Here is an 11,821-nt window from a genome sequence, read left to right on the forward strand (position 1 = left end):
TATTATCTTTCTCGTAATGCTTCTTTCGCTTTATTAAACGGTTTAAGCAAGTAGTCGAGTACAGTTTTCTCACCAGTACGAATATCTACCGTTGCCACCATACCCGGTGTAATACCAAAAGCTTTACCTTGTTTATTGTAGAGCTTGTCTGTATCAGTTCGGATATAAACGCGATAGTAGAATTGATCTTGTTTAACTTCATCACGAATCGTGTCTGGAGAAATAACGGTAACTTTACCTTTTAAACCACCATAAATTGAATAGTCATAAGCTGTAATCTTCACTAAAGCTTCTTGACCAGGACGAATGAACGCAATGTCACGTGGCAAAATACGTGCTTCAATGAGCAACTGTTCATCAATTGGAACAATCGTCATTAACTTACCATTTTGCGGAACGACACCACCATGCGTTGTCACTGTAATTTCTTTTACAACGCCGCGCACAGGTGCTCTAAATACAGCACGCTCTAAACTGTCATTACGCCCCATCACGACTTGCTGTTGAGTTTGGCTATCAGTATTTGCTTTAGATAACTCTTCACGAGCCTTCACGTAGTATTGGTTACGTGCATCGTTCATTTTATTGCGTAAATCATTCGCTTCACGGCGTAAGCGTAAAACCTCAACTTCACTGGCAGCCCCTTTAGCAACCAAAGGTTCAGTCATGGCGAGTTCTTGTTGAACCAATTCTAATGCTTGCTTTAAACCTGAAAGCGTTTGCTGTAAATCAGCTCTACGAGACTCATACAATGCTGTTTCTTCATGCACAAGCTTTGGATCTTTCGCGACAATTTCAGGAAAAACTAACGGCGTACCATTTACTTCTGCACGTAAACGCGCTGCGGTTGCCTGAGCTGCAATCAATAAAGATCTCGACTCACCTACATTTGACGCAAAACGGGTTGGGTCCAATTGAGCAAGGATTTCGCCTTTTTGAACAATGTCACCTTCTTGTACATTCAGCTTAGTTAAAATCCCACCCTCTAAAGACTGGATGACCTGTTCTTTAGACGATGGAATAACTTTACCCGTACCTGTAGATACTTCTTCTAACTGGAAAAACCATGCCCAAATAAACAAACTAACGAGCCCAATACCTACAATCCAAATCACTAAACTGGCACGTGGTAATGGTGGTTCACTATAAGATACATTCATTGAACGGGTGAGTTCTTGTTGTTGTTCGCTCATGAATTATCCCCCTTGGCTTACTTGTTTTTGTTGGGCTGTTGATTGATTAAGTACTTGATCTCTTGGCCCATCCATCACGATCTTGCCCTCATTCACGACAATAATACGGTCGACCAGTTCTAAAACAGCGCGGCGGTGTGTTGCCACAATCAATGTACGATGCGCCAACCATCCTTTAAGATGATCAATCAGTTGCTTCTCGGCAACATCATCAATGGCTGCTGTTGGTTCATCGAGCAATAGAATATTTGGTTGACGAATTAATAAACGTGCAAGTAATAAAGCTTGTTTTTGACCACCAGAGAAACCGACACCACCTTCTAAAATTAAGTGATCTAGACCTTCTTTCTTCTCTTGAATAAAAGGTAATGCGCCTGTCACTACTAAAGCACGAAGAATATCTTCATCGGTTGCAAGCGGTGCACCTAAGGTCAGGTTTTCACGGATTGTTCCGTAGAATAAATGGGCATTTTGGTTTAATAGTCCCATATCACGGCGTACATCAGATGGGTCAATTAAAGAAAGATCTAAACCATCTAAATGCACAGCACCTTGAGTTGGAGATTGCATACCAGATAAAAGCTGAAGCAAGGTTGACTTACCAGCACCATTACGGCCTAAAACTGCAATTTTTTCACCAGCACGAATTTGCAAATGACGAATTGCAAGACTTGGTTTTGGGTCGTCATCACCATATTGGAACATTACATTTTTTAATTCGTAATTACCGTTTAAAACAGCTTTATGAACTAAATGGGCACGATCAGCCTGATCAATTGGACGTTGCATGAGTTCATCGAGACTTTGTTTCGCAACTTTTGCTTGCTGTAAACGACCTAAAACCCCTGTAATTTGGGCAATTGGTGCCAACATACGTGAAGAAAGAATTGAACACGCAACGAGCGCACCCGTGGTCATTTCTCCTTCCATTACTGCAAAACAGCCAACTAACACCACAATAGCGTAAGTTAAACCCTGAACCATTTGGGTCCAAGCCATTAACGTACCCACAATTTTACGCTGCTTCATACCAATGTCGGCTGAAACTTCATTCATGTGGTTCCACTGATTTTGGAAACGTGATTCAGCGCGTAATAGCTTGATGTCTTCAATACCCTGCACCGCTTCTACAAGAATTGCGTTACGGATTGAAGATTCTCTCATCCCTTCTTGAGCAAGCTGAGCCAATTTCTTTTGAACCAAAATACCCGGCAAGATCATAAGAGGTACAACAAGCAACATGACCCAGAATATTTTTCCACCAATAATCGCAAAGATAATCAGGAACAAGAAAAAGAATGGAAAATCTGCAATTGCACTAATGGTGGTCGAAGTCACCAGTTCACGAACACCTTCGAGTTCACGAATCTGGGAAATAAAACTACCTGTAGATTTCGAGCGATCTTTATTTTTAATGCGTAAAGCATGGCCAAATACACGATCTGAGACACGTAAGTCAGCACGCTTACCAATAATATCGGATAAATATACCCTCGAAACACGCAAGGTAAACTCAAACAGAGCCGCGATCAGTACACCACCTGCTAGCACCCATAAAGTCGGGATTGACTGAGATGGCACAACACGGTCATAGACTTGCATCGAGAAAATAATGGTTGCCAGTGCCAGAATATTGGCAATTAAAGAGGCAAACATAATATCGATATAACGCTTCCAGTCTCTTAAAACGATGGACCAGAACCAGTTTGCTTCGTATGGCTTGATATATTCATCAATACGCGCATCTGGAATAGACGTTTCTGGACGCAAAATATAAACATTTTTCAGCGTCGTTTTTAAAACGTCTAATGATAAATTTTGAGAAAGGCCCTGATCTCCACTGAACTGGATACTGACATTGCCTTGTGTATCTGCTTTATCGATTACACCCACTTGCCCATCATTAAACTCCACCATAACTGGCAAACGCCATGGGTTTAACAAGTCTAAAGAAAAGGGTGCCTTACGAAGATTTAAACCGACCTGACGTGTCATTAACTGTAAGACATCGTCTAGATTCTGGTTTTGGTTCCAATCAAGTTGTAAACGAATTCTTTCTTCTGACGGTTCTATTCGATAGTGTTTGGCAATAGTTAAGACCGCCTGTAACCAAGGCTGGTAATTTATTTTTGTCATCATGGTTGTACTTCGAACCCCTGAATTGAAATATTATTTAAGCCATAGGCTTGGCGGGAACGTCCTGTTGCTGCAATGTACTGAACAATGCTGTTATAAATGTCATAACGTGCTGATTCGAGTTCTGAGTTTGCACTATGAATGGCTTGTTCAGCATTTAATAAATCGACCAGTGAGCGAGTACCGAGCTTATATTGTTCTTGGTACAGTTCACGTGTACGAACCGTCGTTGCTTGGCGACTCGCCAAAACCTGCATTTGACGTTGTTTATTTTCAATTTGTTCACGACTTGTTCTAATTTGATCTAACACATCTAAATAAACAGAATTGACTTTAGATTTAGCCGCTTCTTCTGCATAACTTGCCATTTTTACTTGTGAAGCGGTTGCACCACCTTGGTAAAACTGACTCGTTGCTTCAAGCATAACTGAACTATATAAACCATCATCCTTGTCATTATTTGGATTTTTACCGTTAAGCGCCTGACTGACTGAGCCTTTTACGGCTAAGGTCGGATAGCGTGTTAAACGGGTTTGTTCTTTTTGTGCTTTAGCGACCTCAACACTTGCCTGTGCGGCAATCATTTTAGGAATAGTATTGAACTCAGGCTCACCATAAAGATCAGATTGCTTGACTAGATCTTCGGAAATAATCCATCCGGTACGAGTAACATCTGCACCGAGTAGTGTTCTTAAATGCTGTTGATACTGGCGTAACAATGATTGCTGAGCAATCAAGGTAGACTGCGCTGCTTGTAAGTATGACTGCGCCTGAATTGGGTCTGCCTGACTCGCGACACCAGCGTTTGCACGTAGGTTAGCAATGTCTTGAATGCGTTGAATACCGGCAATTTGCTGCTCAGCAATTTTATTAAGCTGAAGATAACGCTGAATATTGACAATAGTTTGTGCAACATCCAAAGCTAGAGTATCAACACTGACCAAAACATTGGCTTGTTCAACTTGAACCTTAGCTTGCTCAACATCAACACCTGATTTGACTTTACCAAAGTCATAAAGCATTTGAGTGGCACTTAAAGTAAGTAGCTGCCTACCACGCTCTCCACTGCTTAAATCACCAGTTGAAATCCCGCCTGCTAGCTGGGGATAGTAACCGGCTTTAGCAACGTCAACTCCTGAATTTTGACCCGCTAAAGTTGCAATAGATTGTGAAATATCTGGACTACGTTGAATGGCAATTTTTACCGCATCTTGCAATGTCATCGTTCGAGATGGCAAGTTGGAAAAAGATGAAGCCGACTTATCATTAAGTTGAACAGTTGGAAATTCCTGCACAATAGAACGATCTAGCTTAAAATTACTAAGCTCGTGCATCTTGGCAACTTTGAAATCATCACTACTTTTAGGGACAAAAAGTTGTGACAAGTTTTCTTTCAGGGTGTGGTATTGCTCACTTGGTTTAGCAGCATATATCACAACAGGTACATGTAGCGTACTTAGAAGCATCAGCCCTTTCAGGAAAGCCTGCTTTCTACATTTCCCTTCTACTCTTCTTTGGTTATATCCAATCATGCTTATCTTGTTGATCTTGTTTGTTATCGTTTAAAAGCATCTCCATTCTACATAGTTTTTCAATGAAAACAGCATAATTGGTCGAATAAATCACACATTATTTTTTTATTAAATGAGTGGTATATGTAGTTGTTTTTATTTATAAAACATCAAAAAACAAAAAAGAGGCCTTGACCTCTTTTTAACCAATTAGATTAATGACTTTAATTAAACTGTAAAATCATCACCCAAATAGACTTTACGTACTTGTTCGTTGTCTAAAATTTCTTGTGGTGTGCCTTCAGCAATCACTGAGCCTTCACTTACGATATAAGCACGCTCACAGATCGCTAAAGTTTCACGTACATTGTGATCGGTAATGAGTACACCAATGCCACGGTCTTTTAAAGTCTGGATAATATCTTTAATATCACCCACTGAAATTGGGTCGACACCAGCAAACGGTTCATCCAAGAGCATAAATTTAGGGTCTGCTGCCAAAGCACGCGCAATTTCCGCACGGCGGCGTTCACCACCCGACACACTCATTCCTAATGAGTCTTTAATATGGCTAATTTTAAAGTCATTGAGCAACTCATGAAGACGTTGTTGACGTTGCTGCTTATTCAAATCTTTACGCGTCTCTAAGATCGACATAATATTTTCAGCAATCGTCAATTTTCTAAAGATAGAAGCTTCTTGAGGTAAATAACCAATACCTTTACGCGCGCGTTCATGCATCGCCAGGTCTGACATATCCAAGTCATCCAGATGAATCTCGCCCTTATCCATACGCACGAGTCCAACGACCATATAGAAACTGGTCGTTTTTCCGGCACCGTTAGGACCAAGCAAACCAACAATCTGTCCACTTTGCATACTAAAAGAGACGTCTTTGACAACCCAACGCTTACTATAGTTTTTGGCTAAGTGTTTAATACACAAAGTTTGCGGTTGTTGAAGAGCTTGCTGCATTAGTCACGCGCTCCTGGGAAACTTTTAGAACTTGAAGGTGGAATAATAATTTGTACGCGGTTTGAAGTAGAACCTTGAGCTTCAACGTCGCCTTTATTCATACTATATTTCAGAGAGTTACCACGAATACTTGAACCATCTTGATATAAATATGCGCCACCAGACAAAGTAATAATGCCTGTGTCTGCATTATAGACAATCGTTTGCCCTTCACCACGTGCAACGCCTTTATTAGCACTGATTTGCTGCTGGAACTTAGCTGGACGACCTTTTGCGGTAATCACTTGAATTTCACGTTTCGAGTTTAGATTCGCAACAATTGAATCAGCTTGAAGCTTCATCGTACCTTGCTCAATCACAACATTACCCGTGTAAGTCGTCAAACCAGTTTTGTCATTATAAGTTGCACGGTCTGCGACCAATGAAATTTGTTGATTACGGTCAGACGGCAAAGCAAAAGTCGAAGCAGATGATAAAGCAACGAATGTAATTACCGCAGCTTGTTTTAGGAAAGCTGAAGAACGTTTTAAATTAAGACTTTGGTGCATACTTTCCTCGAATATTAAAAAATTCGTACTGACCGTTATTCAAATTGCCTTTTAATCCTTTACTCACAAACTCGCCTTGTGGAGATTGAACAATCACTTGATGATTTGTTTCAATATCTCGAGTCTTTGGATAACCAGTTAATTCATCGGTTTGGAACTCAATTGTTCCTTGTGGTGCAATCTTGGTTGCGACCACATCACCCGATAAAACAACCTTTTGATTATCATCATAGCCATAAGCTTGTTTAGCAAAGAATGTTGCATCAACTTTACCTAATTTATACATAGAGGCATTAAGTTGATCCAACTTTGACGTTTTTTGTTGCATATCCTGCTCAAGCTGACGAACTTCAGCACGAATATACAAATTGCCTTTGTCATCAGTTTGAGTCAAATGGACGCCCTGCGCCGAATAAGTCATATTCTTCGCCGAACCAATGTCCAGTTTTTTTGCCTTGCCACTATAGTAGTAGTAACCACCACTCACAGCAGCAACGACTACAGCAACAATATATAAAACTCTGGTATCCATGAGCAGGAATAGCCTACCTTTTTAAGTAATCTTGTTATTAATGCGGTACTGCAAGATATTTTTCAAGAAGTTCTTGGTAAATGCCTTTTGCGATCAGCAACATATCACAGACTTCACGAACAGCTCCACGACCACCCATGGCTTGGGTCACCAAGTGCGCACGGCGGCGTACTTCTTCATGTCCATTTGGAACCGTAACACTCATTCCGGCAATCGCAAAGGCTGAAAGATCTGGCCAATCATCGCCCATATATAAGCAATCTGAAGGCAAAATATTAAACTGTGCACAAGCTTCGCGAAGTGCTGAGCCTTTATCTTCACGACCTTGAAAAACTAAATCAACACCTAAGTCAGACATGCGTTTATCGACGATATTACTTTTTCGTCCAGTAATAATGATGACTTTCATACCTGCTTGTTGCGCAAGTTTCATACCCAAACCATCACGAATATCGAATGACTTAATTTCATCGCCCGTGTTGGTTAATGTCACAAAGCCATCACTTAAAATACCATCAACATCCAGAACCAATGCCTGCAAATGACGTGCTTGTTCTAACAATGCATACGATGCCATGGATTAATTCACCCCTGCCTGAATAAGATCATGCATACTAATTACACCAATCACTTTATTTTGGTCGTCGACCACCACAAACTGACTGATTTTTTTCTGGTTAAGTTGTTGTAACGCTTCTACAGCACGTGCTTCTTGAGAAATAGTTGACGGTTTTTTTGTCATTACTTCAGACACAGGTAAATTCACATCAAACCCTTGCTGTTTATCGATGAGACGACGTAAGTCCCCATCTGTAAAAATACCCAGCAAGTGGTCTTGTTCATCAACAATTGTCGTTAAACCTAAACGCTTATTTGAAATCTCATAAAGCACTTGATTCATTGGAGTCTCAGGTGAAACTTTTGGTAACTCTTCACCTGTATGCATTAAATGTTTTACATGTAGAAGTAAACGCTTACCTAATGCACCTGCCGGATGCGAACGCGCAAAGTCATCAGCAGTAAAACCACGTGCTTCAAGTAAGGCTACCGCTAAAGCATCGCCTAGAACCAAAGTCGCTGTCGTACTTGAAGTTGGTGCCAAGCCTAAAGGACAAGCCTCATCTGACTCACCTAAGGTTAAAGCGATATCAGCATTTTGCGGCATTGGGCCTTTATCATCACGGCTAATGGTAATCATCGGTACGCCAAGATGTTTAATCAGCGGCATCAGCATCATGATTTCATCGCTTTTTCCTGAGTTGGAAATTGCAATAAGTACATCACCGCGAACTAGCATGCCTAAATCGCCATGGCCTGCTTCACCAGGATGCATAAAGAAAGACGGCGTACCTGTAGAAGCAAATGTTGCCGCCATTTTTCGACCAATATGCCCAGATTTACCCATCCCTGTAATCACAACACGACCTTTACACTGCAACAGTACTTCGCAAGCACGGTTAAAACGGTCATCAATTTGTGTTGCTAATACATCTATGGCTTGTTGCTCAATACGCAATGTAGCTAATGCACTGCTTTGGAAATCTGTAGGATTAGGCATACGAGTTTGACTCAAAATAATTGATCTGATCTCTCAATTGAGATCGGTGATTTTAATCAAAAGATTTGGGGGCATTCTAGCATAACTCAATCAGTTACACGTTTTTAAATGTATAAGATTTCACAAGCTTATAAAATTAATGCATAAAACTTTTTTAAAAATGATGCATCAGTTATGATGTAACACTATTTTTGTTGAGTGTTTGAAAACCCTTATGCAACCGTTTGTTTTATATAACTCTGAGCAACGAAAAAAAGTTGAATTTGTACCTCGCAAAGAAGGTCACATCGATATGTACGTCTGCGGTATGACCGTTTACGACTACTGTCATATCGGGCATGCTCGAGTTATGGTTGCATTTGACTACATTATCCGTTTCTTGCGTAGTCAAGGCTGGAAAGTTCGCTACATTCGCAACATTACCGACATTGACGACAAAATCATCAAACGCGCGAATGAAAATGGTGAAACGATTCAACAACTCACCACTCGTTTCATCGATGCTATGAATGAAGATGCAGCGAATTTAGGCTGTTTAGCACCAGACGAAGCACCAAAAGCGACTGAATATATTGAGCAGATGCAAAATATGATTGGCAATCTAGTCAATAAAGGTTCTGCTTACCCTGCTTCAAACGGCGATGTTTATTTTGAAGTCACCAAATTTGAAAAATATGGTCGCCTTTCTGGCCGTAAGCTTGATGATATGCAAGCTGGCGCAAGTGAGCGTGTTGATGTAGAAGTTGAAAAGAAACATCCTTTTGACTTTGTACTTTGGAAACATGCCAAAGAAAATGAACCATCTTGGGCATCTCCTTGGGGTAATGGCCGTCCGGGTTGGCACATTGAATGTTCTGCAATGTCGACTTGCTGCCTAGGCAACCACTTTGACATTCATGGTGGTGGTTCAGATTTAATGTTCCCGCACCATGAAAATGAAATCGCGCAAAGTGAAGCCTCAACTGGTGAACAGTATGTAAATTACTGGATGCATGTTGGCTTTATTAACGTTGACGGTGAAAAGATGTCTAAATCTTTAGGCAACTTCTTTACGATTCGTGACGTAATGGAAAAATTCCATCCTGAAGTGATCCGCTACTTTATTGTGTCTTCACACTATCGTAGTCCTGTGAACTTCTCTGATGTAGCACTTAAAGAAGCAAAAACTTCTTTAACTCGCTTCTACCATTCATTTAAAGCTTACCAACAAGTATACGGGCAAACGACAACTGAAACGCTTGATCAAAGCTTTGTTGAACGCTTTAACAATGCAATGTGTGACGATTTCAACACTGCCGAAGCAATGGCGGTATTGTTTGAACTCAACAAAGAGTTAAACCGTGCTGTAAAAGAAGAGCAAGCTGACCAAGCGACTGTGCTTTATTCAACATTACGTCACCTCACCAACATTTTAGGTTTGGTACAACACAATGTAGATGATTTCTTAAAATCAGATATTGGACAAGAAGCGCTTGCTTTGTCTGATGCTGAAATTGAAGATTTTATTCAACAACGTGTTGATGCGAAAAAAGCTAAAGACTTTGCGAAAGCAGATGCTATTCGTCAGTCTTTGCTCGACCAAGGTGTAGTTCTTGAAGACACCCGTCAAGGTACAGTTTGGCGTCGTGCTGATTAAACGTTCAATTAGATCACAAGAGTGTTGACACTTTAATGAAACACTCTATAATGTGCTCACATTGCGGGAATAGCTCAGTTGGTAGAGCATAACCTTGCCAAGGTTGGGGTCGCGAGTTCGAGTCTCGTTTCCCGCTCCAAAATTTAAAAACCACTTAATTCGAAAGAATTAGGTGGTTTTTTTATTGTCTGGTAGTTATTTGCTTTGATTAATTAGACTATTCAACTAACCTATACTTTAAGTATTAAAAAAACCCGCTAAAAGGCAGGTTTAGAATTAAATATTTAAAACACCGTAATTTTTAAAACCTATTTTAAAGATCTAAACTTTTAAGCTCATTAAGACGTTCTTTAGTTTTATCAGCTTCACAACTTAAAATAATTAAATGTGAACCTGCTCCCATTGCTTGAGATCCATAATACCCCATCAAACCAAAACATTGCTTTGTACGATAATCAAGCCAAGCCTTTTGGGAATTTTCCAAACTGGCTTTCCCTTCACTATCCAAGTTTGAAGCTAATTTATTGTATATCTTATTCATTTTAGCTTTATCAGTTTTTAACTGTTTTTCAAAGCATTCAATATCAGAATAAACATTGCCAGTTTTACATTCTGCATGAGCAACCCCACAAAATAACACTAACAATGTAAGCATTAATTTCTTCATTTATATAATACCTTTCACATTTCTAACTATTTGAATCATTAGGTTTTAATTATGACATGAAACAACTTTTATTCTTACCAGAGGTTTTAGTTATTTAGCTGCATCATTTCAGTTACTGCAGCATGATTAATTGATCGCTATAGCCTGTCTCGTAAATTGATTATTGATGAGCTTCGCCCATTCAATAAAGGGACTGATGAGAAATATCTTTACGATCCAAATGAAGTTATCCCTATCCTTGAAAACTTAAATATTCAAAGGCAGCAACGGCAGTCGAGAAGAAAGAATTAAAAGGGCGCTTAAAGCACCTTTATCTCTTAGCCGATAACTTCCCTATCAAACTGAAAACAATCTCAACATAAAGTTTACTAACCAAGTCATTTTCGAGATCTCTAAAATTTTTTAATTTATTAATTGTTTCTTCATAGTTATTTGTAAATGGAATTTTTTGAATTTCATTACATACATTCTGATAAGAATTATATAGCTCATCTTCATAATCAGTAATCGTTTTATACATTTCATCAAAATTATTAAAGTCACTTTTAATTTCCTTAATTTCTAATAGAGAAATTTGAATTTCTTTAAATACTCTTGAGAAAGTAGTATATGACAAAGTAATTTTTTCGATTATTTCAAACGTCAATACTTGTGTAGGCTGATTTAATTTAAGCTTGTGCAGCATTTCATGCAAGCTATATAAATCTTCAATATATTTGTCATTTAATTTTCTATAATCTTGTTTAATAGTTTTTATAAGTTCAGTGAATACTTGATGTTCTTGTTCATCTCTCCAATCATTAAAAAGTATAAAAGCAATAACAGCTGCGAAAAGAGTAGCAGCTGCAGAGAGATAGTCCCCTTCAAGATGAAAGACATGCTTTCCTATAAGTGAAAAAATGATACAAATAAGTAAAAGAGCAATTCCAATCCCGATTAGTTCGAATTCATTAAACTTTTTCATAAGTTAATGTTAGTAAATCATTTAAGCAGATCTTAACCTAAGACACTGAAAATTTAAAACTTATTACTTTTTATTTTCTGTTATCTCTTTAAAAATTTTTT

At 39.1% G+C, this 11,821-nt stretch carries 11 protein-coding genes and 1 tRNA gene; 2 read left to right on the forward strand and 10 right to left on the reverse strand.

The genetic code is table 11. The annotated features are described in order from the left end of the window. Positions 1-2: 2 nt before the first annotated feature. The 8 genes from ACH63V_RS14695 to ACH63V_RS14730 all read right to left on the reverse strand — a co-directional run bounded on the left by ACH63V_RS14695 (position 3) and on the right by ACH63V_RS14730 (position 8,453). A complete protein-coding gene (locus ACH63V_RS14695; RefSeq protein WP_263613335.1) occupies positions 3-1,193 on the reverse strand; it encodes an HlyD family efflux transporter periplasmic adaptor subunit in 1,191 nt (396 codons plus the stop codon). A gap of 3 nt (positions 1,194-1,196) precedes the next feature. Further along, on the reverse strand, positions 1,197-3,332 hold the full coding sequence (locus tag ACH63V_RS14700) for a type I secretion system permease/ATPase (protein ID WP_263613334.1): 2,136 nt from the start codon (positions 3,330-3,332) through the stop codon (positions 1,197-1,199). Beyond that, on the reverse strand, positions 3,329-4,795 hold the full coding sequence (locus tag ACH63V_RS14705) for a TolC family protein (RefSeq protein ID WP_263613333.1): 1,467 nt from the start codon (positions 4,793-4,795) through the stop codon (positions 3,329-3,331). The genes ACH63V_RS14700 and ACH63V_RS14705 overlap by 4 nt, the downstream gene beginning before the upstream one ends. 273 nt (positions 4,796-5,068) lie before the next feature. After that, positions 5,069-5,815 carry an LPS export ABC transporter ATP-binding protein gene (gene lptB / locus ACH63V_RS14710; RefSeq protein ID WP_002051056.1) on the reverse strand — a complete coding sequence of 249 codons (747 nt, stop codon included), beginning with the start codon at positions 5,813-5,815 and terminating at the stop codon, positions 5,069-5,071. Further along, the gene (gene lptA / locus ACH63V_RS14715) at positions 5,815-6,363 is read right to left on the reverse strand and encodes a lipopolysaccharide transport periplasmic protein LptA (protein ID WP_263613332.1); all 549 of its coding nucleotides are present in this window, start codon (positions 6,361-6,363) and stop codon (positions 5,815-5,817) included. The genes lptB and lptA overlap by 1 nt, the downstream gene beginning before the upstream one ends. Then, positions 6,347-6,895: an LPS export ABC transporter periplasmic protein LptC gene (gene lptC / locus ACH63V_RS14720; protein WP_263613331.1), complete on the reverse strand. Its 549-nt coding sequence runs from the start codon at positions 6,893-6,895 to the stop codon at positions 6,347-6,349. Before lptC ends, lptA begins: the two co-directional genes overlap by 17 nt. A gap of 37 nt (positions 6,896-6,932) precedes the next feature. Beyond that, the gene (locus ACH63V_RS14725) at positions 6,933-7,472 is read right to left on the reverse strand and encodes an HAD family hydrolase (RefSeq protein ID WP_004709751.1); all 540 of its coding nucleotides are present in this window, start codon (positions 7,470-7,472) and stop codon (positions 6,933-6,935) included. Between the two features lie 3 nt (positions 7,473-7,475). After that, complete coding sequence (locus tag ACH63V_RS14730; RefSeq protein ID WP_039248373.1) at positions 7,476-8,453, reverse strand: SIS domain-containing protein; 978 nt, start codon at positions 8,451-8,453, stop codon at positions 7,476-7,478. A 214-nt stretch (positions 8,454-8,667) separates the two neighbouring features. Between ACH63V_RS14730 and cysS the strand changes: the two genes are divergently transcribed. Together cysS and ACH63V_RS14740 are read left to right on the forward strand one after the other, a co-directional pair. Further along, positions 8,668-10,089, forward strand: coding sequence for a cysteine--tRNA ligase (cysS, locus tag ACH63V_RS14735; protein ID WP_396463911.1), 1,422 nt, complete (start codon positions 8,668-8,670; stop codon positions 10,087-10,089). A gap of 63 nt (positions 10,090-10,152) precedes the next feature. After that, a tRNA-Gly gene (locus tag ACH63V_RS14740) sits at positions 10,153-10,228 on the forward strand. A gap of 174 nt (positions 10,229-10,402) precedes the next feature. On the opposite strand, the gene ACH63V_RS14745 is transcribed toward ACH63V_RS14740, so the two are convergent. Both ACH63V_RS14745 and ACH63V_RS14750 read right to left on the reverse strand, forming a co-directional pair. Further along, entirely contained in the window at positions 10,403-10,756 is a 354-nt protein-coding gene (locus ACH63V_RS14745) for a lysozyme inhibitor LprI family protein (RefSeq protein ID WP_396463912.1), read from the reverse strand. Between the two features lie 310 nt (positions 10,757-11,066). Then, on the reverse strand, positions 11,067-11,720 hold the full coding sequence (locus ACH63V_RS14750; RefSeq protein WP_130118609.1) for a hypothetical protein: 654 nt from the start codon (positions 11,718-11,720) through the stop codon (positions 11,067-11,069). Positions 11,721-11,821: the final 101 nt, after the last annotated feature.

It is taken from the genome of Acinetobacter sp. ABJ-A23_2 (assembly GCF_044538765.1).
GTDB classification, from domain to species: Bacteria; Pseudomonadota; Gammaproteobacteria; order Pseudomonadales; family Moraxellaceae; genus Acinetobacter; species Acinetobacter nosocomialis_A.

What these genes read in the sequence shown, in the direction of transcription:
- ACH63V_RS14695 (WP_263613335.1), bottom strand. Translation starts at nt 1,193, where the DNA reads ATGAGCGAACAACAACAAGAACTCACCCGTTCAATGAATGTATCTTAT.
- ACH63V_RS14700 (WP_263613334.1), bottom strand. Translation starts at nt 3,332, where the DNA reads ATGATGACAAAAATAAATTACCAGCCTTGGTTACAGGCGGTCTTAACT.
- ACH63V_RS14705 (WP_263613333.1), bottom strand. Translation starts at nt 4,795, where the DNA reads ATGCTTCTAAGTACGCTACATGTACCTGTTGTGATATATGCTGCTAAA.
- lptB (WP_002051056.1), bottom strand. Translation starts at nt 5,815, where the DNA reads ATGCAGCAAGCTCTTCAACAACCGCAAACTTTGTGTATTAAACACTTA.
- lptA (WP_263613332.1), bottom strand. Translation starts at nt 6,363, where the DNA reads ATGCACCAAAGTCTTAATTTAAAACGTTCTTCAGCTTTCCTAAAACAA.
- lptC (WP_263613331.1), bottom strand. Translation starts at nt 6,895, where the DNA reads ATGGATACCAGAGTTTTATATATTGTTGCTGTAGTCGTTGCTGCTGTG.
- ACH63V_RS14725 (WP_004709751.1), bottom strand. Translation starts at nt 7,472, where the DNA reads ATGGCATCGTATGCATTGTTAGAACAAGCACGTCATTTGCAGGCATTG.
- ACH63V_RS14730 (WP_039248373.1), bottom strand. Translation starts at nt 8,453, where the DNA reads ATGCCTAATCCTACAGATTTCCAAAGCAGTGCATTAGCTACATTGCGT.
- cysS (WP_396463911.1), top strand. Translation starts at nt 8,668, where the DNA reads ATGCAACCGTTTGTTTTATATAACTCTGAGCAACGAAAAAAAGTTGAA.
- ACH63V_RS14745 (WP_396463912.1), bottom strand. Translation starts at nt 10,756, where the DNA reads ATGAAGAAATTAATGCTTACATTGTTAGTGTTATTTTGTGGGGTTGCT.
- ACH63V_RS14750 (WP_130118609.1), bottom strand. Translation starts at nt 11,720, where the DNA reads ATGAAAAAGTTTAATGAATTCGAACTAATCGGGATTGGAATTGCTCTT.